The sequence below is a fragment of the Streptomyces sp. KR80 genome (genome assembly GCF_052245555.1).
Taxonomy (GTDB): domain Bacteria; phylum Actinomycetota; class Actinomycetes; order Streptomycetales; family Streptomycetaceae; genus Streptomyces.
Map to the genome: position 1 here is coordinate 13,491 of NZ_JBQQCD010000033.1, position 19,502 is coordinate 32,992.

Genomic DNA, 19,502 nt, shown 5'->3' on the forward strand with positions numbered 1-19,502 from the left:
CTCACGATAGGCGCCCCCGCTGACAACCGGCCCCTGGAAACCGTGGGCCGCCGTGAACCCTCGCCGCCGCCGTGCCGCCACCTGCCCCCGTACGGAGGGCGTGGTGGGACCCGACGGTTCCGGCCGTTACGGCCGTTACGGCCGGGAAGCGGGCGTCGTGCGCCACGGTTCGATGACCGTGACGCCCGTGCCCGGCTTCGTACCCATGGCGACCAGGGCCTCGGCCGCGTCGTCGAGACCGATGGTGGAGGTGATGAGCAGATCGGGGCGGAGCGCTCCCGAGCTGACCATCTCCATCATCGGCGGGTAATCGTGCGCGGCCATGCCATGGCTGCCGAGCACCTCCAGCTCCAGCGCGATGACCCGCGCCATCGGAAGCGCCGGATCCCCGGCGACCGACGGCAGAAGTCCGACCTGTACGTGCCGGCCGTGGCGGCGCAGGCCGTTGATCGAGGCAGCACAGGTCTGCGGGCTGCCGAGCGCGTCGAGGGACACGTGCGCCCCGCCGCCGGTGGCCTCCAGGACCGCATCCGCCACGCCTCCCGGTACCGACGACGCGTCGATGCAGACCGCGGCCCCGAAGCTCCGGGCCAGCTCCAGCGCCTCGTGCGAGACGTCCACGGCGACGACGCGGGCTCCGCAGGCGACCGCGATCATGACCGCCGAGAGCCCCACCCCGCCGCACCCGTGCACCGCCACCCACTCGCCGGGGCTGACCCGCCCCTGCGCCACGACGGCGCGGAACGCGGTGGCGAAACGGCAGCCGAGACCGGCCGCCGTGGCGTACGACATGTCCTCCGGGATGCTGACGAGGTTGACGTCGGCGTGCTCGATGGCGACGTGCTCGGCGAAGGACCCCCAGTGCGTGAAGCCCGGCTGGGTCTGCCGCTCGCACACCTGCTGGGCGCCTTCCGCGCACGCCGGGCAGCGCCCGCAGGCGCACACGAACGGCACCGTGATCCGATCGCCCGCGCGCCAGTTCGTGACCTCCGAACCGACCGCCTCGACCACTCCGGAGAGCTCATGGCCGGGCACGTGCGGCAGCTGGATGTCCGGGTCGTGCCCCATCCACCCGTGCCAGTCGCTGCGGCACAGCCCAGTCGCCTCGACGCGCACCACGGCACCTTGCCGCGCCGGCTCCGGGTCGGGCACCTCCCGGACCTCCGGATCCCGTCCGAACTCCTCGAACACCACGGCGCGCACCGGTCCACTCCTTCGCTTGGGGCCCTCAACATAGCGAAGCTTCTCCCCGGGGGAGCCCGGGGGTGCGGCCAGTCAGGCCAGACCGGATCCCCGCCACAGCAGGAGCCCCACATCGACCATGGCGACGGTGATCGCCGTCAGGAACGGCGCTCTCGGGTGGACCCGCCCCGCCCACGCTCCCCCGGCCGCCAGCACCGCGATCACCGAGACCGCGATCACCCGGACCACAGACACGGCCGACGGATCACCCTGTCCGATCCGCGCGGGACCGGCCAGGACCAGCAGCGCCGACGCCGCCACCAGAGGCACCGCGAGCAGCAGCCGCACCCCGGAGGGACCCAGCCGCTGCGGACACCCGCGCACCCCGGTCCGCAGGTCGTCGTCGATGTCCGGCAGCACGTCGGCCAGGTGCGCCCCCACACCCAGCAGCGCCGCCGCCGCGACCAGCCACCAGGGTGGCCAGGGCTGTCCGGGCAGGCCGAGGGAGATGAAGGCGGGCAGACTGCCGAAGCCCACCGCGTACGGGAACCAGGACCACGGCGTGGCCTTGAGCCGCAGGTTGTAGGCCCAGCCCGCACCGACCCCCACGAGGTGAGCGGTTCCGGCGAGCGCACCGGAGGCCAGGGAGAGCGGCACGCACAGGGCGAGGGCGATCACCGCCGCTGCCCGGACGGCCGCGACGGACACCGCCCCCGCCGCCACCGGCTTGGCGGACCGGCCGACGGCGGTGTCGCGGACCGCGTCCGTCGCGTCGTTGCACCACCCGATGGAGAGCTGCCCTGCCAGCACCGCCCCCGCCACCAGGGCGCACCCCGCTCCGCTCCTCCCCGAGCCCACCGCGAGCGCGGTGACCAGCAAGGTCACCGCGGCGGTCGGGACCGGGTGGCAGGCTCGCAGCATGCCGCCGGTCCAGTGGTACGGGGGCGCGATCTCAAGGGTTCGTGACGGGTTTTCAGGTGCCACGCCCGGATCGTACGAGCCCTGGGACGGCACGGCGGGGACCTCACCGACCTCACAGCGGAGCGCAGCGCGTACGCCTGGGCGCGTTCCCCCGGTCGGGTGCCCCCAGGCATGGCCGGAGAGTTCCCGGGGGACGTCGATGGGGATCCATCCCGTCCGATCAGGGAAGCCGGATGAGCCGCATCGCCGCCGTGCACGGAGTTCTGGCGCCGTACCGGCACGAGCAGCGTGCCATCACCGATATGACGGCCCGTACGTGCCTGTCCGACGGTGCGGACCGGGCGCTTCTCGACCGCCTGCACGCCGCCGCGCGGGTCCGCTCCCGCCATACGGTGCTGCCGCTCCGGGAGTACGCCGCGCTGGGCGACTTCGGGGCGGTCAACGACGTTTTCGTCACCGCCGCCGGGGATCTCGGTGCCCAAGCGGTGGAGGGCGCGCTGGACGCCGCCGGAATCTCCCCCCGCGCGGTCGATCTGCTGGTGTTCACCTCGGTGACGGGCATCGCGGCCCCCTCGGTCGACGCCCGTCTCGTCGGCCGGCTCGGCCTGCGGCAGGACGTCAAGCGGCTGCCCGTCTTCGGGCTCGGATGTGTCGCCGGGGCGGCGGGCGTCGGCCGGCTTCACGACTATCTCCGGGGCTGGCCGGAGCACGTCGCCGTGCTGCTCTCGGTGGAGCTGTGCTCGCTGACCTTTCAGCGCGACGACGCCTCACCGGCCAACCTCGTGGCCAGTGCGCTCTTCGGGGACGGCGCGGCCGCGGTCGTGGCCTGCGGTACCGCGCGGCGGCCGCTGCCGCCGGGCCCGACCGTGGTGGCCACCCGCAGCCGCCTCTACCCGGACACCGAGCGGGTCATGGGCTGGGACGTCTCCGCCACCGGCTTCCGCGTGGTGCTCGACTCCACGGTCCCCGATGTCGTACGCCGCCATCTCGCCGACGACGTCGACGACTTCCTCAGTGACCACGATCTGAAGCGGCACGACATCACCACCTGGGTGTGCCATCCCGGGGGACCCCGAGTCCTGGAGGCCGTGGCGGAGACGCTCGCCCTGCCCGACGGCGCGCTGGACGTCACCTGGCGGTCGCTGGCGGAGGTGGGGAACCTCTCGTCCGCCTCGGTGCTCCACGTCCTGCGCGACACCCTCCGGGAACAGCCTCCGCCGGCGGGAACACCGGGCCTCATGCTCGCCCTCGGCCCCGGCTTCTGCTCCGAACTCGTCCTGCTGCGCTGGTGAATCGGGGACACGGTGATCTGGTACACGGTGCTCGTCCTCGCGGTCGCGGCCGAGCGTATGGCCGAACTGGCGGTCGCCCGGCGGAGCTCCCGGTGGAGCCTGGCGCGGGGTGGTGTGGAGTCGGGGCAAGGGCACTACCCGGCCATGGTGCTCCTGCACACGGGCCTGCTCGCCGGGTGTCTGTACGAGGCGTGGGCGGCCGGGAGGCCTTTCGTGCCCCTGGTGGGCTGGTCGATGGTCGCGGTCGTCGTGGCCGCGCAGGCGCTCCGCTGGTGGTGCATCGGCACGCTGGGACCCCGATGGAACACCCGGGTGATCGTGGTGCCCGGCCTGCCGCGCGTGACCCGCGGCCCGTACCGCTGGCTGCGCCACCCCAACTACGTCGCCGTGGCGGCCGAAGGGGTCGCCCTCCCCCTCGTGCACGGCGCATGGTGCACCGCAGCCGTCTTCGCGGTGGGCAACACCGCGCTGCTCACCACCCGCATCCGCTGCGAGGAGGCCGCGCTCTCGGCCGCCGCGGATTCCCGGCCCTCCCCGGGCGTACGAGCGTGATCGACCTCCTGGTGGCCGGAGGCGGGCCCGCGGGGCTGGCCGCCGGCGTTCACGCCGCCCTGGCGGGGCTGCGGACCGTGGTGGTCGAACCGCGCCGGGCTCCGGTCGACAAGGCGTGCGGGGAGGGGATCATGCCGAGCGGAGTGCGGTCCCTTCGCTCGCTGGGAGTCGACATCGCCCCTCTGGGCGGCCGCCCGCTCCACGGAATCCGCTATCTGGACGGGCAGCGCTGCGCCGAGGCCGTGTTCCACGGCGGGTACGGTCTCGGGGTCCGGCGCACCGAGCTGCACACGGCGCTGGTCCGGCGCGCGGCCGAAGTCGGCGTCGAGTTGGCGACGGGCCGGGTCGACGGCGTACGGCAGGGGCCCGACTGGGTGTCGGCGGCCGGCTGGCGGGCCCGGTGGATGATCGCCGCGGATGGTCTGCATTCGCCCGTCCGCAGGGCCCTGGGCCTCGACCTCCCGCACCCGCGGACGGCACGCAGGTACGGCCTGCGGCGCCACTTCCGGGTCACGCCCTGGACGGACCGCGTCGAAGTGCACTGGTCCCCGCGCGGCGAGGCCTACGTGACCCCGGTCGCCGCGGATCTGGTCGGCGTGGCCGTCCTGACCACTGAACGCCATGACTACACCACCCACCTCGAGCACTTCCCCCGCCTGGCTCCCCTGCTCGGCGCGCCACCGGCCACGCCGGTTCGCGGAGCGGGGCCGATGCGCCGCCGCGCACGTGCCCGGGTCGCCGGACGGGTCCTCCTGGTCGGCGACGCGGCCGGCTACGTCGACGCGCTGACCGGCGAAGGCATCGCCCTCGCCCTCTCCTCGGCCGAGGCGGCCGTGCACTGCATCCGCACAGGTTGCCCGCACCGCTACGAGTCGGTGTGGCGCCGTCTCTCCCGGACGCACCGGCTGCTGACCACGGCTCTGCTCCGCCTGAGCGCGCGGGAGAGCAGCTCTCGCCTGATCGTTCCCGCTGCGGCCGGCCTGCCCTCGGTCTTCAGGGCCGCGGTGCGCGCACTGCAATGAGGCGGTCTGCTGATGTGCCGCAGCCGTACCAAGGGCGGTCGGGGCTCAGCCGCGCAGATAGCCGAGCCCCGGGTGCTCGTTCAGGTAGCCCTCCAGGAGCCGGCGGGCGATGTGCACGGAGTCGACGAGCGGGTGGAGGGCGAGGGCCTTGACGGCGGCCGCACGGGAGCCGCTCTCCGCGGCGGCCATGACCTCGCGCTCGACCGCCTTGACGGCGCAGACGAGGCCGGTGGCGTGGTAGGGCAGCGGGGCGACGGAGACGGGGTGGGCGCCGTCCGCGTCCACGCGGCAGGGCACTTCGATGACGGCGTCGGCGTCCAGCACCGACAGCGTGCTGCGATTGCGGACGTTGAGGATGAGCGTGGTGTGCTCGTTCCTGGCGATGGCCCGCATCAGGGCGAGGGCGACCTGCTCGTAGCCGCCGGACTCCAGGTCGCAGGCGTCGCGTTCACCGATCCCCGCGACCTCACGGTTCTCGGCCATGTACGTGGCCTCGCGCTCCGCGCGGGTGCGGTCCCACGCCTGCAGCGGGGGCTCGTCACCACGCGCCACGGCCTCGTAGAAGTGCTGCTGCTGGTCACGGAGGAACGCGCCCCGGGTCTGCTTCGCCTCTCGCGCCGCCTGCACCGCCTCGCGGGTGAAGTAGTAGTAGTGCAGATACTCGTTGGGGACGGCGCCGAGCGAGCGCAGCCATGCGGCGCCGAAGAGCCTGCCCTCCTCGAAGGAGGTGAGGGCCTCGGTGTCGGCCATCAGGCGGGGCAGTTGGTCGCGTCCGGCGACGTGCAGCCCGCGGAGCCAGCCGAGGTGATTGAGGCCCGCGTAGTCGACCCACGCCTCGTCGGGATGCACGCCGAGCGCGCGGGCGACGCGCCGGCCGAGGCCGACGGGCGAGTCGCAGATGCCGATGACCCGGTCGCCGAGGTGACGGGACATCGCTTCGGTGACGAGCCCCGCAGGGTTGGTGAAGTTGATGACCCAGGCCTCGGGAGCGAGCGCCGCGATCCGCCGGGCGATGCCGACGGCGACCGGGACCGTACGCAGGCCGTACGCGATGCCGCCCGCGCCGACGGTCTCCTGGCCCAGGACGCCCTCGGCCAAGGCGATGCGCTCGTCGGCCGCCCGCCCTTCGAGCCCGCCGACGCGGATGGCCGAGAAGACGAAGTCGGCGCCCTGAAGCGCCGCGTCGAGGTCGGTGGTGACGGTGACCTCAGGAGGCCGGGCGAACTCTGTCGGGGTCCCCGCGGCCAGGCTCTCGGCCTGTTGGGCGAGGACACGGCCGATGGCCGACAGCCTCGCGGCGTCGAGGTCGTACAGGGTCACCTGCGTGACCCGCCCCTCGCCCCGGTCGCCCAACAACGCCCGGTAGATGAGGGGGACGCGGAATCCACCGCCGCCCAGAATCGTCAGCTTCATGCCTCGACCACCTCCACACCCGCCTCGCGGTGCGCGGCACAGGGGCCGGATCCGTCGAGGGATGGGTCACCGTCGCGTTGACGTCCTCCGGTCCGCTGACGCGCGCCATGCCGCTGCCGGGTGGGGGTACCCCCAGGGGGAGGTAGGGGGGAGTTCCCGCATCCGCGATCAGCACCGCCCGGTCGCTCGCCGCGATCATGGCACGTTCACCGGGACTCGGCCATTTCTTCGGGCCGTGGCCGGGCGTACCCGGCACCGGCCCGCTTTTTCTCGATGACGGACCAATCCGGGGGCGAGCGGGCTCCGAATGGACAGTCAGACGCCTCGCGCTCGCCCGCCGGACCGGGTCATCGGCCCGGCGGGAGGGGGTGAGGTGCCGCTCCGAGCCCCCGAGAGACTGCGGCCCCTCCCCGCGGAGGCCGCCGAAAGGGAATGAACGATCGTGATAGCCCAGCGCACCACTCGCCTTGCCGCACTCGTCGCCCTGCCCGCGGCCCTGGTCCTGACGGCGGTCGCGTCCCCCGCCACGGCGTCCAGCCACGGCTCGGCGCACCAGATCGATCTCGAGCAGCTGAACAACACCGGCTCTTCCGGTACGGCGCTGCTCAGCGTCGAGGGCACGCAGCTGACCGTGAAGATCGAGTCCGAGGGACTGGTACCGGGCCAGCCATCCGCGCAGCACCTGCACGGCTCCACCGACGGCCATGACTTCCACTGCCCTGACGCGAGCGACGACACCGACGGTGACGGGATCCTCAACAACACCGAAGCCACCCCCGACTACGGCGACATCAACATCTCGCTCACCACCCAGGGCGACACGACGCCGGACAGTGGCCTCGCCGTCGACCGCATGCCCGCGGCGGACGCGCAGGGCAGGCTCTCCTACGAACGCACGATCACCGTCTCCCAGGACGTGGTCGACCACATCAAGGACCTGCACATCGTGCAGCACGGCATCGACCCCAACGGCAACAACGAGTACGACTTCGAGGGCGCGGGCAAGAGCGAACTCGACCCCAAGCTTCCCCAGGAGGCGACGGCTCCGGCCAACTGCGGCCTCGTCAAGGGCGCGGCTGTCGGCTCCATCCCGGTGGGCGGGGTCGAGACCGGCACCGGGCCCACCGAGAACACCGAGATGCCCACCCTGCTGATCGCCGCCGGCGGGTTCGCCTTCGTGGTGGTGGCGGGCGCGCTCGCTCTGGGGCGGAGGCGGTCCCTGACGACGGCCACCGAGCCGACTGACCGGAGCGCCGCATGAACCGCCGTGGGAGGCACGGTTTCCTGCCCCCGCCGCGCCGCCGGATCCGTACGGCCGCCCATTCCCTGGTCGCCATAACCGCGGCGGTCCTCCTCGTCGCCGGGTGCTCGGGCCAGGAGTCGGCGCCGCCGCGGTCGCTCCCCGCGGGTCAGCCCCCGGCGCAGGATGGCGGGCAGGCGCAGGGAGAGCAGTCCGCCGACGGCTCCGGGGACGGGGGGCAGCGGGCCCAGGACATGCCCGCGTCGGTGCCGGAACGGATCTCCATCCCCTCGCTCAACGTGTCCTCGACCTTGGAGAAGCTGGGGCAGGGGAAGGGCGGTGCCATGGAGACACCGCGCGATCACGCCAAGGCGGGCTGGTACGCGCCGGGGCCCACCCCGGGTGCGCGGGGACCGGCGGTCATCGCCGGGCATGTGACGTGGAACGGCGAACCGTCGGTGTTCCACCGCCTGTCCGCCCTCAAGGCCGGGGACACGATCGAAGTGGCCCGCCAGGACGGGAAGACGGCCGAGTTCACGGTTGACCGGATCGCGCAGTTCCCCAAGAACCGGTTCCCCACCGTGCAGGTCTACCGGAACGTCGACCACGCGGGGCTGCGCCTGATCACCTGCGGCGGCCGGTACTCCCAGGCGAAGCACTACTACAGCGACAACGTGGTCGTGTTCGCCAGCCTCACCGGCAGTCGGGCCTGAACTCGCGGGCGGCGGCCCTGCGCAGCAGTGACGGCGGCCCGGACGACCGGGCCCGCCGTCACTGCCGCCCGGGCTACGGGCGGTCGGCGTCCTCGGGATGGGTGAGGTTGACTCCGCTGGCCGGGTCGAAGATATGGGCGTTCTTCGTGTTGAGCCACAGTTCGATCGGCTGGCCTTCGCGGGCCCGGGTGGCCGCGTTCAGGCGGGTCACGATCGGCGGGCGCGCCGAGCCGGTGTCCTTGAGACCGGAGTCCGCGGCGAGTTCCTCCAGGGTCTCGCTGGTGGCCGGGCCGGCTTCCTCGGTGAAGTACGCGTAGACGTCGGAGCCGACGGATTCCAGGACGTCCACGGTGGCGGTGAGGGTGAAGGCGGAGGGGTCATGGGCGGCGTCCACCAGTGAGGCGTCCTCGAAGTCCTCCGGCCTGAAGCCGACGATGAGTTCGCGCGGCGCATTCTGCCGCTCCAGCGCCTGGCGCGCCCGGTCGTCGAGGGGCAGGGCGCCGAGGGAGGTGCGCAGGCTGTTCCCTTCGAGCGTGGCGCGGAGGAAGTTCATCGCCGGGGAGCCGATGAATCCGGCCACGAAGAGATTGCGCGGTTCGTCGTAGAGGTGCTGTGGCGTGCCGACCTGCTGGACGACGCCGTTCCGCAGCACCACGACGCGGTCGCCGAGGGTCATCGCCTCGGTCTGGTCGTGCGTGACGTACACGGTGGTGGTGCCCAGCCGCTGCTGCAGCCGGGAGATCTGGGTCCGCATCTGGACGCGGAGTTTGGCGTCCAGGTTGGACAGCGGCTCGTCCATGAGGAAGGCCTTGGGGTTGCGGACGATGGCCCGCCCCATGGCCACGCGCTGCCGCTGGCCACCGGAGAGGTTGGCGGGCTTGCGGTCCAGATGCTCGGTGAGGTCGAGGAAGCGTGCCGCCTCTTCGACCTTGGACCGGATGGTGTCCTTGTCGGCCTTGGCCAGCCGCAGCGCGAACCCCATGTTGTCCCGCACGCTCATATGCGGGTACAGGGCGTAGCTCTGGAACACCATGGCGATGTCCCGGTCCTTGGGCGCCTTGTCGTTGACCACCTGGTCGCCGATGCGCAGCGTTCCCTCGGTGATGTCCTCCAGGCCCGCGATCATGTTCAGCGTGGTCGACTTGCCGCATCCGGACGGGCCGACCAGGATCACGAACTCGCCGTCCTGGATGTGGAGGTCGACGTCCTTCACGGCGACGCCGCCGTCCGGGTAGCGCTTGGTGATGCCCTCAAGAATGATCTCGGCCACGGTCGTTCTTCCTTGTCCTGAAGTCGGCGCCCTCGTACCGGGGCGTGCGGTCGGGAGCCGGTCAGCCCTTGACGGCTCCGGAGGTCAGTCCGGAGACAATGCGCCGCTGGAACAACAGTACGAAAATAATGATCGGCACGGTGATCACCACGGCAGCCGCGGCGATCGACCCGGTGGGCTGCTGGAACTGGGAGCTGCCGGTGAAGAACGCGATCGCGGCCGGCACCGTGCGGGCCGCGGTGGTGGAGGTCAGCGAGATCGCGAACAGGAAGTCGTTCCAGCAGAAGATGAAGACGAGGATCCCGGTGGTGAAGACCCCCGGTGCCGCCAGCGGAGCGATCACCAGCCGGAAGGCCTGGGCGGGCGTGGCCCCGTCCACCTTGGCCGCCTTTTCCAGGTCCCAGGGGATCTCCCGGAAGAACGCCGACAGGGTGTAGATCGCCAGCGGCAGCGAGAAGGTCATGTACGGGATGATCAGTCCGGGCCAGGTGTCGAAGAGGCCGAGCACGCGCTCGATGTCGAACAGCGGTGAGACCAGGGAGATCGGTGGGAACATGGCGATCATCAGGGACATGCCGATGAGCAGCCGCTTGCCCGGGAAGCGCAGTCTGGCCACCGCGTACGCGGCCATCGTGCCCAGGACGACCGCGATGAGGGTGGCGATCAGGGCGATGCCGATCGAGTTGATCAGTGCACGGGTGAACTCCGAGGTTTCGAAGATCCCCCGGTAGTTCTCCAGGCTCCACTTGGTGGGGATGAAGTTGCCATCCGCGAGCGTGCTGGGGTCCTTGAAGGACAGCGCCGCGATCCACCACACCGGGAACAGTGCATAGAGCACCACCACCAGATTGACGACGCTCCAGCCGACGACATGTCTCTTGCCTGCTTCGGCCATCAGCGACTCACCTCCGAGCCAGGTGCGGCCGTGCCGAACAGCTTGACGAAGACGAAGGCGATGATCGCGACGCAGAGGAAGATCAGCACCGAGATCGCCGACCCGATGCCCAGGTTCAACGCGGTGAACAGGTTGTCGTAGCCGAGGATCGACACGGAGCCGGTGTCGTGCGCGCCGCGCGTGAGGACAAAGATGTTGTCGAAGATCCGGAAGGCGTCCAGCGTGCGGAACAGCAGGGCCACCAGGATCGCCGGCTTCATCAGCGGCAGCGTGACCAGGAAGAAGCGCTGCCACGGGTTCGCACCGTCGACCATGGAGGCCCGCAGCGTCTCCTCCGGCACCAGCGCGAGCCCGGCCAGCAGGAGCAGCGCCATGAAGGGGGTCGTCTTCCACACCTCGGCGAGGATGATCAGTCCGATGGCCTGCCACTGCTCCGTCAGCGGCGCACTGCCGGCGGGCAGCAGCGATGCCAGGTATCCGGTGCCCGGTGTCCAGGCGTACTGCCAGGAGAAAGCGGCCACGACCGTGACGATGCCGTACGGGACGAGGATGGCGGTCCGCACGGAGCCCCGGCCGAACAGGGTGCGGTGCATGACCAGGGCGAGCGCCATGCCCAGGACGAGTTCGATGGCCACCGAGACGGCGGTGATCACGACCGTCACCAGGAAGGCGTCCCACCAGAATTCGGAAGTCAGCACCGCCGCGTAATTGCTGAAGCCCACGAACTCGGCCATCGCGGGGAAGCGCAGATCGTGCCGCTGCAGGGAGAGATAGACGGCGTAGCCGATGGGGTACGCCGTCACGGCGAGCATGACGAGGACGGCGGGGGCGCACAACAGCCAGCCCAGGCGCTGTTCCTGCCGCAGCCCCACGGATCGTGCCTTGCGGCCCGCCGGCTGCCGGGAAGCCATCGGGGGTGCGGCGCCGGCCGGCGTCGCCGAGCCGCTCATCGCCGTCTCTCCTCGGGCACGGCGGGAGCGGAGCATGCGCACGGATAGCTCACGGGACCAGCCCCTTGGATTGCAGGGCGTCGGTGATCTGGCCGCGGATCTCGTCGACCGAGCCGGCCGGACTGATCGCCGACGGGGGCGAGAGGGTATGGGAGATGACGATCGACAGGTTCTGATAGGCGGGGGTCGCGGGGCGGACGCTGGCCGACTCCAGTGCGTTCAGAATCTCCTGGGCGAACGGATAGTCATCGACGAGGGCCCGGTCGCTGTACAGGCTCCGGAGGGTGGGCGGCAGACCGCCCTTGAGCGCGGCGGCCAGCTGGTTCTCCCGGCTGCGCAAGCACAGGGCGGCCTCGTGGGCCAGCTCGGCATGGCGCGAGTACGAGCTGATCGCGAGGTTGATGCCGCCGATCGTCGGACGTGTCGGCCGGTCGGCGTCCACCCGGGGATAGGGCGCCCAGCGGAAGTGCTCGAAGAGCTTCGGGTTGTTCGCCTTCATCGACGGATAGACGAACGGATAGTTGAGCTCGAAGGCCGCGGTGCCGGCCTCCATGGCCAGCCGGTTCTCGTCCTCCATCTGGTTGGTGAGGGAGGGATCCGCGGCCGGCGAGGTCGCCAGATCGCGCATGATCTGGGCCGCCTTGACGGCCGGTGGGCCCAGCGAGGGCTTCTGGGCGTCGGGCGTGAGGATGGACCCTCCGGCACTCTCCACCAGGGTGTTGAACCAGACGGTCAGCCCCTCGTACTGGGCACCCTGGATCTCCACGTAGTGCGGCTTGCGCTGCTTCGCGAGGTCGCGGGCCATGTCGAGCATCTCGGCCCAGGTCTTCGGTGGGGTGGGAACCAGGTCGTCCCGGTACCAGAGCAGTTGCGTATTGGTGTTGTACGGGACGGCGTACAGCTTGCCCTCCCAGGTGCCCGACTCCAGCGGGACCCGCAGCGTGCCTTCGGTCGCCTGCTCGCGGACTCCCCCGGTCCAGGGCCGGATCCAGCCGGCCTCGGCGAACTCCGGGGCCCAGGTCACGTCGAGTCCGAGGATGTCGAGCGAGTCGTCCTCGGCGGACAGCCTGCGAACGAGCTGCTGCCGCTGGCCGTCGGCGGTCCGGGGGAGCCTGTGGTAGCGGATGTCGTAGCGGCCCTCGGACGCCCGGCTGCAGTTGTCGGCCGCGCTCTGCAACGCCCCTGAGTCGTCGGGGAAGTTGTACCAGTTGAGCGTTGCTCGTTCGGCCCTCTCCGAGTCCCCGCACGCGGCGACCGGCGACGCCAGCAGAAGGAGGACGGCCAGGGCTCGCAACCGCCGCGCGCCGCGGCTGCCCGGAGCTGCCGTGCGGTGGCGGCGGATTGCTGCCGGATGGGCTCGTCCGGCCATGCGCCCTCCACCTCACTTCCGGTGCTCAGCAGACGAGGCGGGCGACCACCCTGCGTTGCGTCATCGTCACCGGACGATAAACCTGCGGCAAACTGATATCAAGCTCTCATAACGGGCGAAGCGCAAATGCCCGAATTCAGCCTCCCTTCCTCTGGTCGACCGTTCACCCGATCCTTGTGCGGGCGTGCGCGCCCGGGACGGCGGGCCGGCCGGACGTCGGCTAGGTCCTTGTCCGGTCGGTCAGGGCCTACGAGCGCTGGACGCCGGCGGGCCGCTCCGTGGTGTCGCGGAAGTAGCCGTTCGACGCGCCGGCGGAGGAGGGGACGGAGGCGGCGGCGGGCACCGACGCGGGGCCACCGGCGCTTCCGTTGATCTTGTCAATCGCCTGCCGGGCATGCTCGGACGGGGAGCTGGACGTCAGCGCCGCGTGGGCCGGCGACGTCCCGGCAGGGGGCTGGCTCCGCTCCTGCACGGGCTTGGCATGGGCGGACCGGGACCGCAGCCGATGACTCACCGCCTCGTCCAGGCTGACCGGGCGCTGCATCTGGGCGGCGAGCCGCCCGGCCTCCTGGCCGAGCGCGGCGACATCCTCCCAGCGCAGGTGAAGTACCAGACGGATTTCGGCCTCCCCGTCCGGGAGGGCGTGCAGGGGCAGACTGCTCGGATGGTTCATGGCGGGTCCCTCGAGCTCTGGTGTCCGGCGGGGGCACTCCTGGGTGCTCCGTGCGCCGCGGGATGCGCGACGCCCAAGGAGTGATACGGGAACCGACCTCGGCACGTTCAGTCCGGTGAACCGCTGGGTGGAGATACGCCCCCAGGAGCCTCCGCCCGGGCCGTTGGGCCCGGGGGGACTACTGCTGGGGTGCCCTCAGGTGGGTCCCGAGCCCTGGTCGAGTTCATCCGCCAAAAGGTCCATCAGAAGGCCGTCGTGCCACGTGCCGTCCGGACCGCGCTCGTAGCGGCGCATGATCCCGACCGGCCGGAAACCCACCTTGCGATAGCACCGGATGGCGGCCTCGTTGTCGGCCGCGGGATCGATGACCAGTCGGTGGTGGCCGTGGTCGGCGATCAAGTGCCGTGCGAGGGTACGGACCGCGTCGGTGCCCAGGCCCCGGCCGTGCACCGTGGGGTCGAGATAGATGTCGATGGTCGCGTGCCGATAGTCCGGCTCTGTCTCCGCACCCCACTGGATCGCCCCGACGACGCGCTCCTCGTACTCGATCGCGAACGTCTGGATGCTCGGGTCGGCGAGATCGGCCGCCACGTCCGATGCCAGGTCGGCCCCACCACGCCAGCGCCGGTATACCTCCGGCGTCGCGCGGATCCGGGTGAGCACCGGGGCGTCGGCGTCCATGGCCGGTCGCAGCGTGACCGAAGCACCCTGCAGCGTGGTCTGCATGTCTCGAGACCTTACCGAGCCCGCGAACTGCTGCTGAGCGAACGGCCTCTCGCCGCGGAGGCGGCACGCCACGATCATGGGTTGCCCGCGGCCCGCGCCCACGCGACGCGGCACGCTGTACCCCATCGGGACGTAGGGATGCCCTGGCCGGAACGGGGGATGCGGCGGTCGCGCTCGAGGCCTCAACGACGCGTTGGCAACGCCTTTTCCGGCCGATCGAGAAGTCGACTTATTCGCGCGCGCTATTGACGTGGCCGCGTCAAAACTGTGTGCAAGCCCCCTTCACAGGATCGTTGCACCGTGCTGACATGTGCACGCAATTTCAGCAGGTCCTTCACCTCCCTCAGTGCAGGACGCCGGCGATCGAAGGGAGACCCCCCATGTACAGAACTCTGGCTGTGGCCGGTGCGGTCGCAGCCTTACTCACCTCGACGACGTCCGCCTCAGGCGCGCCATCGAAGATCGACCCGCCGCCGGACAAGATCGTGATCGAACTCGCCACGGTCAACGGATCGGGCTGCCCGAAGGACACCGCGGCCGTCGCCGTCTCTGAAGACAACACGGCGTTCACCGTGACGTACAGCCAGTACCTCGCCCAGGTGGGCGTCGGCTCCAAGCCCACCGACTTCCGCAAGAACTGCCAGCTCAGCCTGATCGTCCACGTCCCGCATGGCTTCACCTACGCCATCGCCAGGGCCGACTACCGCGGATTCGCGTCTCTGGCAAAGGGCGCGAGCGGAGTGGAACGAGCCAACTACTACTTCCAGGGACACGAGGAGACGGTCCACAAGAACCACACGTTCGCGGGCCCCTACGAGGACAACTGGCAGGCCTCCGACGTCACGGAGATCGCGCAGCTTGTCTGGGCGCCCTGTGGTGAGAAGCGCAACTTCAACATCAACACCGAACTGCGGGTCAACAAGGGCACATCCGACACGAGCAAGACGACCAGCTTCATGACCATGGACTCGACGGACGCCAGCTACAGCACCGTCTACCACATGGCGTGGAAGCAGTGCAATAAGCCCTAAGCCTTCCCAGGCGCGGGCAGCACGTGGCCGTAACGACGGTCGGACCCGCCGGACTCGCGCAGCGGAGAGCGCTGCGCGAGCGTCCGCCGTCGGCAATCGCAGTACCACACCGCACGAAGACAACCGCCCCAACCTGGTGGCCCTCAGCCCTTCTTGGTCGTGCGCACCGAACTGTCCGAGGTCAACCCGCGCCTCCGGTCTCGTCGTCCATCACCCCGGCCGGGCCTGTCCGCGGCGCTGTGCAGCGTACGGAGGGCCACCAGCAGAACGCCGATGTCGTCGAGGAGGACCGGGTCGGGCAGCAGGTCCACCGGGCAGAGCACGTAGAGCACGGCTCCCCAGTAGGCCGCCTTGCGCTCCAGCGGGATGCCGGCCGCGCGGAGCCGACGCCGGGCCGCGACCAGTTTCACCAGAAGACGGACAGTCAGGACGACGGTCAGAACGACCAGCCCGGTCGCCACCGCGGCGACAATCCACAATTCCGTGCTCAACTGCGCCTCCTCCGGCCGACCGTGATGTGCCGTGCCCTCAGGCGCGTACCCGGATGCCCGAGACCGTATCGCCCACTGCTCCGGACGGCCCGCCATGGGCTCCGAGAGGGATCACGGCGCGGCGAGGACCTGAGGGCCCTCCCCTTGGGGGCCACTCCCCCAGCTGCCGCGGGGGGACCCCCACCCAGGCCGTTAGGCCGAGGGGGACCAACGCCGGGGGCACCCCCACCCAGCATTAGCTGGGGGACGGTTGCTCGGTCCATACGGTCTTGCCCTCCCGCCCGTAACGCGTACCCCACCTCTCGGTGACCTGGGCCACCAGGAACAGGCCGCGTCCGCCCTGATCCGTGCTGCGGGCGCGACGCAGGTGCGGAGAGGTGTGGCTGCGGTGCACCGACGCCGCCCGGTTCACGGCGAAGGGATCATGAGGGCTCTCACCGGGAGTCGCCATTGAGGTGTTCATCGTGACCCATCTGCTGTCGGATGACCGCCCCCTCTCCTAGCCGGTGCCCAAACTCGGCGGATTCGATCCGATGTGAGCGAGAAGAGCGTCGGGAGAACGTCGTACGGCCATGGGTCGTCGCAGCCGTGTCCCGCGGTTGGGGCGTCTCGCGCTGGTGATCCCTTCAGGCAGGATGGCCCGGCGCCGGGTGCGCCGCGGAGGGTCAGTTCCGGCCGAGTACCGAGACCAGAACGTCGTGCACGGTCCGTTCCGGGTCCGGCACGGGATCCGTGGCCCGCCAGGCCACAAAGCCGTCCGGACGCACCAGCACCGCACCACCCGGCGCCGTACCGTGCGCGTCGGCCCAGTCGGCTTCCGTGGGCACCATCAGGTCGTCACCGATGCGGCAGGAGGTGAGCGGCACGGACAGCCGGTCGGCGACGCGCAGCGCCGCCGAGTGCCATGACGCGCCGTTGGATCCGCTGAGCAGGACGAACGTCCGTTCGTAGAGATCCAGTGTGGACAGCCGGGCACCGCGGTGCTCGAGCCACAGGTGCGGGGCCCGGGTGCCCGGCTCGCCCGTCAGCTGCATCCGCTCGGGTACGGGCGGCAGTTCGGAGTCGACGCCGACGACCGCGCCCCGGGTGTAGCGATAGCCCAGGGCGACCGTGAGCACGCCGCTCTGTCTGCCGCCGGCCGAGCCGGGGGCGGGCGTGTAGCCCGGGTGGCTGTGCTCCGCGGACCGGGCCGAGGCGCGAGCGCTCGTCGCCCGCGCCACCGGCTGCCGCTCCGTCTCATAGCTCTCCAGCAGTCCGGGGCCCGCCCATCCGGCCAGCACGGCGGCGAGCTTCCAGGCGAGGTTGTGGACGTCCTGGATACCGGTGTTCGAGCCGAACGCGCCGGTGGGGGACATCTCGTGGGCGGAGTCCCCGGCGAGGAAGACCCGGCCGGCCGAGTACCGTTCCGCCACGCGTTCCGCGGCATGCCACGGGGCCTTGCCGGTGATCTCGATGTCGAGGCCGGGCGCGCCGGTCGCCCTGCGGATGTACTCCGCGCACCGCTCGTCGGGGAAGTCTTCGAGCGTCTCGCCCCGGTCGGGGTGCCAGGGGGCGTGGAACACCCACTGCTCCCTGTTGTCCACCGGGAGCAGCGCCCCGTCCGCCTCGGGGTTGGTCAGATAGCAGGCGATGAAGCGACGCTCACCGACCACGTCCGCGAGGCGCCGGGAGCGGAAGGTGATGCTCACGTTGTGGAACAGGTCTCCGGGGCCTGTCTGGCCGATGCCGAGCCGCTCCCGGACATGGCTGTGCGGCCCGTCCGCCCCGATGAGGTAGTCCGCGCGCACCGTACGGTGTTCCCCGGTGTCCCGGCTTTTCACCACCGCGGTCACCCCCTCCTCGTCCTGCTCGAAGGAGAGGAGTTCGGTGCCGAACCGCAGCTCGCCGCCGTGCTCGCGGGCACAGCGCACCAGCACCGGCTCCAGGTCGTTCTGGCTGCACAGGCACCACCCGGTGGGGCTGAAACGGGCGACCGCGCCACCTGGGTCGATCTCCTTGAACAGCCACTCCTGATCGTCCCCGGTGAGCGACACCGCCTGCAGAATGCCGTGGTTGTCCGCCAGTACCGAGGCCGCTTCGCGGATCGGCTGCTCTGCGCCGGCCACCCGGAAGAGTTCCATCGTGCGCACGTTGTTCCCGCGTCCGCGGGGGTGCAGCGAGGTGCCCGGGTGCTTCTCGACCAGCAGGTGCCCGACACCCAGGCGGCCCAGGAAGAGCGATGCGGACAGGCCCACCAGGGAGCCGCCGACGATGAGGACCGGGACGCGGTCGTCGACCTTCGAGTTCATCGATCCTCCAGCTCCGGGTGCCGTACCGAGACGGAGTTCTCCATGCCCGACCGAGGAGGTTTCGTTCGCCGATTCACACGAATGGCCCACACATCTCGCGCCGCCCGTGGGACCGGCCCACGATCGATTCCGGGACCGCCGCCCCGGCCAAGGAGGTTGACAGCCGACATCCGCCCGGTCACTCACACTCGGACTCCACCCCCGGTGCACCGCAGCGCGCCGACGCGCGGACGACACCGGCAGGACGCGGGGCCCGGACGTGAAGGAGGTGCACACACGATGACAACGCTGTCGGACAAGGTGTCGCAGTCGGCCTTCGATGGCTCCCGGCTTCGGGTCGTTCTGCTGCTGGACCTCAAGGACGGTGCTCAACAGCGCTTTCTCGAAGCGTATGAGCGCCTTCGGCAACAGGTCGCGTCCGTACCCGGACACGTCAGCGACCAGCTGTGCCAGTCGATCGAGAACCCGTCGCAGTGGCTCATCACGAGCGAATGGGAGAGCGCACCACCCTTCCTGACCTGGGTGAACAGCGAGGAACACGTCGAGATGGTGCAGCCGCTGCACAGCTGCGTACGGGACACCCGGTCGCTGCGCTTCAGCGTGCTGCGGGAGACCCCGGAGATCCGCCCGCTGGGCCCCCGGACCAGCAAGGGCACGCTCCAGACGTCCCCCCGGCTCGGGGACGGGGTGGTCCGGCACGCCCTCACCTTCACCGTCAAACCCGGCAGCGAGGCTGCCGTCGCCGAGATCCTGGCCGACTACGCCTCGCCGGAAGCCCGGGTCGACGACACCACCCGGCTGCGTCGCACCTCGCTCTTCATGCACGGCAACCGGGTCGTACGGACCGTCGAGGTGCAGGGCGACCTGGTCGCGGCGCTGCGCCATGTGGCCAGACAGCCCGAGGTCAGGGCCGTCGAGGAGGCGATCAACCCGCATCTGGAGCAGGACCGGGACCTGGGCGATCCGGACTCCGCGCGGTTGTTCTTCACCCGAGCGGCGCTCCCGGCGGTGCACCATGTCGCGACCGCTGGGCCGGAACCCGAGAGCGTCCGGCGCCACGCGGTGCTCTACCCGGTCAAGCCGGGCTGCGGCATGGCCGTGGCCAGACTGCTGGCGCACCAGGGCGAGCTGGTGGCGAGCGACCCCTCCAGCCCGGTCTCGGCGAGCACCGTCTTCCAGCGTGACGACGTCGTCGTCCGGCTGATCGATCTGCGTGGACCCCTCGATCGCGAGCTGGGGCCGGCGCTCGGCGTCACCAGCCGTCGCAAGGCAGCGGTGCTGGGCCGGCTGGTCGACGCAGGTACGGACGGCGAGTTGACCGACGAAGACCATCTCGCGCGGTTCCTCGCGCGCTGCGACATGGATCTGATCACCGACCGTCGGGCGTCGGATTACTGACCGGCACCACTCCCCCAGCTACCGCTGGGGGGTGCCCCCAACCGACGCGGGTCGCCTGCTCACCGCCACCGGCACC

The 19,502-nt window shown here is 70.9% G+C and carries 18 protein-coding genes and 1 pseudogene; 7 read left to right on the forward strand and 12 right to left on the reverse strand.

Features of this window, described 5'->3' with window-relative positions:
• Positions 1-135 precede the first annotated feature (135 nt).
• Positions 136-1,203 carry a zinc-dependent alcohol dehydrogenase family protein gene (locus ACTWQI_RS28525; protein WP_443274791.1) on the reverse strand — a complete coding sequence of 356 codons (1,068 nt, stop codon included), beginning with the start codon at positions 1,201-1,203 and terminating at the stop codon, positions 136-138.
• A gap of 72 nt (positions 1,204-1,275) precedes the next feature.
• Positions 1,276-2,166: a UbiA family prenyltransferase gene (locus tag ACTWQI_RS28530; RefSeq protein WP_443274793.1), complete on the reverse strand. Its 891-nt coding sequence runs from the start codon at positions 2,164-2,166 to the stop codon at positions 1,276-1,278.
• Between the two features lie 170 nt (positions 2,167-2,336).
• On the opposite strand from ACTWQI_RS28530, the gene ACTWQI_RS28535 reads away from it, so the two are divergent.
• From ACTWQI_RS28535 to ACTWQI_RS28545, 3 genes are read left to right on the forward strand one after another with little or no spacing between them, the layout of a single operon-like run.
• On the forward strand, positions 2,337-3,395 hold the full coding sequence (locus tag ACTWQI_RS28535) for a type III polyketide synthase (RefSeq protein ID WP_443274795.1): 1,059 nt from the start codon (positions 2,337-2,339) through the stop codon (positions 3,393-3,395).
• Positions 3,396-3,407: 12 nt separating this feature from the next.
• Complete coding sequence (locus ACTWQI_RS28540; protein ID WP_443274797.1) at positions 3,408-3,947, forward strand: isoprenylcysteine carboxyl methyltransferase family protein; 540 nt, start codon at positions 3,408-3,410, stop codon at positions 3,945-3,947.
• On the forward strand, positions 3,944-4,969 hold the full coding sequence (locus ACTWQI_RS28545; protein ID WP_443274798.1) for an NAD(P)/FAD-dependent oxidoreductase: 1,026 nt from the start codon (positions 3,944-3,946) through the stop codon (positions 4,967-4,969). Before ACTWQI_RS28540 ends, ACTWQI_RS28545 begins: the two co-directional genes overlap by 4 nt.
• Positions 4,970-5,014: 45 nt before the next feature.
• Here ACTWQI_RS28545 and ACTWQI_RS28550 read toward each other — a convergent pair whose 3' ends face one another.
• On the reverse strand, positions 5,015-6,382 hold the full coding sequence (locus ACTWQI_RS28550) for a 6-phospho-beta-glucosidase (protein WP_443274800.1): 1,368 nt from the start codon (positions 6,380-6,382) through the stop codon (positions 5,015-5,017).
• Positions 6,383-6,824: 442 nt separating this feature from the next.
• Between ACTWQI_RS28550 and ACTWQI_RS28555 the strand changes: the two genes are divergently transcribed.
• Together ACTWQI_RS28555 and ACTWQI_RS28560 are read left to right on the forward strand one after the other, a co-directional pair.
• Positions 6,825-7,643 carry a hypothetical protein gene (locus ACTWQI_RS28555; protein WP_443274801.1) on the forward strand — a complete coding sequence of 273 codons (819 nt, stop codon included), beginning with the start codon at positions 6,825-6,827 and terminating at the stop codon, positions 7,641-7,643.
• On the forward strand, positions 7,640-8,335 hold the full coding sequence (locus ACTWQI_RS28560) for a class F sortase (protein ID WP_443274803.1): 696 nt from the start codon (positions 7,640-7,642) through the stop codon (positions 8,333-8,335). The genes ACTWQI_RS28555 and ACTWQI_RS28560 overlap by 4 nt, the downstream gene beginning before the upstream one ends.
• Before the next feature lie 73 nt (positions 8,336-8,408).
• Here the strand turns inward: ACTWQI_RS28560 and ACTWQI_RS28565 are convergent, their stop codons facing one another.
• The 6 genes from ACTWQI_RS28565 to ACTWQI_RS28590 form a co-directional block, all read right to left on the reverse strand.
• Positions 8,409-9,605, reverse strand: a complete 1,197-nt coding sequence (locus ACTWQI_RS28565; RefSeq protein WP_443274804.1) for an ABC transporter ATP-binding protein — start codon at positions 9,603-9,605, stop codon at positions 8,409-8,411.
• Between the two features lie 61 nt (positions 9,606-9,666).
• A complete protein-coding gene (locus ACTWQI_RS28570) occupies positions 9,667-10,500 on the reverse strand; it encodes a carbohydrate ABC transporter permease (protein ID WP_443274806.1) in 834 nt (277 codons plus the stop codon).
• Positions 10,500-11,450, reverse strand: coding sequence for a carbohydrate ABC transporter permease (locus tag ACTWQI_RS28575; RefSeq protein WP_443274808.1), 951 nt, complete (start codon positions 11,448-11,450; stop codon positions 10,500-10,502). The genes ACTWQI_RS28570 and ACTWQI_RS28575 overlap by 1 nt, the downstream gene beginning before the upstream one ends.
• Before the next feature lie 49 nt (positions 11,451-11,499).
• Positions 11,500-12,744 (reverse strand): ABC transporter substrate-binding protein, encoded by a 1,245-nt coding sequence (locus ACTWQI_RS28580; protein ID WP_443274844.1) that lies wholly within the window; start codon positions 12,742-12,744, stop codon positions 11,500-11,502.
• A 322-nt stretch (positions 12,745-13,066) separates the two neighbouring features.
• Positions 13,067-13,492, reverse strand: a complete 426-nt coding sequence (locus ACTWQI_RS28585; protein ID WP_443274810.1) for a hypothetical protein — start codon at positions 13,490-13,492, stop codon at positions 13,067-13,069.
• Positions 13,493-13,687: 195 nt separating this feature from the next.
• Positions 13,688-14,218, reverse strand: a complete 531-nt coding sequence (locus ACTWQI_RS28590; protein ID WP_443274812.1) for a GNAT family N-acetyltransferase — start codon at positions 14,216-14,218, stop codon at positions 13,688-13,690.
• Positions 14,219-14,598: 380 nt separating this feature from the next.
• Between ACTWQI_RS28590 and ACTWQI_RS28595 the strand changes: the two genes are divergently transcribed.
• Entirely contained in the window at positions 14,599-15,249 is a 651-nt protein-coding gene (locus ACTWQI_RS28595; protein ID WP_443274813.1) for a DUF4360 domain-containing protein, read from the forward strand.
• A 143-nt stretch (positions 15,250-15,392) separates the two neighbouring features.
• On the opposite strand, the gene ACTWQI_RS28600 is transcribed toward ACTWQI_RS28595, so the two are convergent.
• The 3 genes and pseudogenes from ACTWQI_RS28600 to ACTWQI_RS28610 all read right to left on the reverse strand — a co-directional run bounded on the left by ACTWQI_RS28600 (position 15,393) and on the right by ACTWQI_RS28610 (position 18,028).
• Positions 15,393-15,740, reverse strand: a complete 348-nt coding sequence (locus ACTWQI_RS28600; protein WP_443274815.1) for a DUF1232 domain-containing protein — start codon at positions 15,738-15,740, stop codon at positions 15,393-15,395.
• 235 nt (positions 15,741-15,975) lie between these two features.
• Positions 15,976-16,125: pseudogene (locus tag ACTWQI_RS28605) on the reverse strand (ATP-binding protein); the annotation flags it as partial.
• A gap of 280 nt (positions 16,126-16,405) precedes the next feature.
• On the reverse strand, positions 16,406-18,028 hold the full coding sequence (locus ACTWQI_RS28610; protein WP_443274817.1) for an FAD-dependent oxidoreductase: 1,623 nt from the start codon (positions 18,026-18,028) through the stop codon (positions 16,406-16,408).
• A 279-nt stretch (positions 18,029-18,307) separates the two neighbouring features.
• On the opposite strand from ACTWQI_RS28610, the gene ACTWQI_RS28615 reads away from it, so the two are divergent.
• Positions 18,308-19,426, forward strand: a complete 1,119-nt coding sequence (locus ACTWQI_RS28615; RefSeq protein ID WP_443274819.1) for a SchA/CurD-like domain-containing protein — start codon at positions 18,308-18,310, stop codon at positions 19,424-19,426.
• Positions 19,427-19,502 lie beyond the last annotated feature (76 nt).

What these genes read in the sequence shown, in the direction of transcription:
- ACTWQI_RS28535 (WP_443274795.1), top strand. Translation starts at nt 2,337, where the DNA reads ATGAGCCGCATCGCCGCCGTGCACGGAGTTCTGGCGCCGTACCGGCAC.
- ACTWQI_RS28550 (WP_443274800.1), bottom strand. Translation starts at nt 6,382, where the DNA reads ATGAAGCTGACGATTCTGGGCGGCGGTGGATTCCGCGTCCCCCTCATC.
- ACTWQI_RS28560 (WP_443274803.1), top strand. Translation starts at nt 7,640, where the DNA reads ATGAACCGCCGTGGGAGGCACGGTTTCCTGCCCCCGCCGCGCCGCCGG.
- ACTWQI_RS28570 (WP_443274806.1), bottom strand. Translation starts at nt 10,500, where the DNA reads ATGGCCGAAGCAGGCAAGAGACATGTCGTCGGCTGGAGCGTCGTCAAT.
- ACTWQI_RS28575 (WP_443274808.1), bottom strand. Translation starts at nt 11,450, where the DNA reads ATGAGCGGCTCGGCGACGCCGGCCGGCGCCGCACCCCCGATGGCTTCC.
- ACTWQI_RS28585 (WP_443274810.1), bottom strand. Translation starts at nt 13,492, where the DNA reads ATGAACCATCCGAGCAGTCTGCCCCTGCACGCCCTCCCGGACGGGGAG.
- ACTWQI_RS28590 (WP_443274812.1), bottom strand. Translation starts at nt 14,218, where the DNA reads ATGCAGACCACGCTGCAGGGTGCTTCGGTCACGCTGCGACCGGCCATG.
- ACTWQI_RS28595 (WP_443274813.1), top strand. Translation starts at nt 14,599, where the DNA reads ATGTACAGAACTCTGGCTGTGGCCGGTGCGGTCGCAGCCTTACTCACC.
- ACTWQI_RS28610 (WP_443274817.1), bottom strand. Translation starts at nt 18,028, where the DNA reads ATGAACTCGAAGGTCGACGACCGCGTCCCGGTCCTCATCGTCGGCGGC.
- ACTWQI_RS28615 (WP_443274819.1), top strand. Translation starts at nt 18,308, where the DNA reads ATGACAACGCTGTCGGACAAGGTGTCGCAGTCGGCCTTCGATGGCTCC.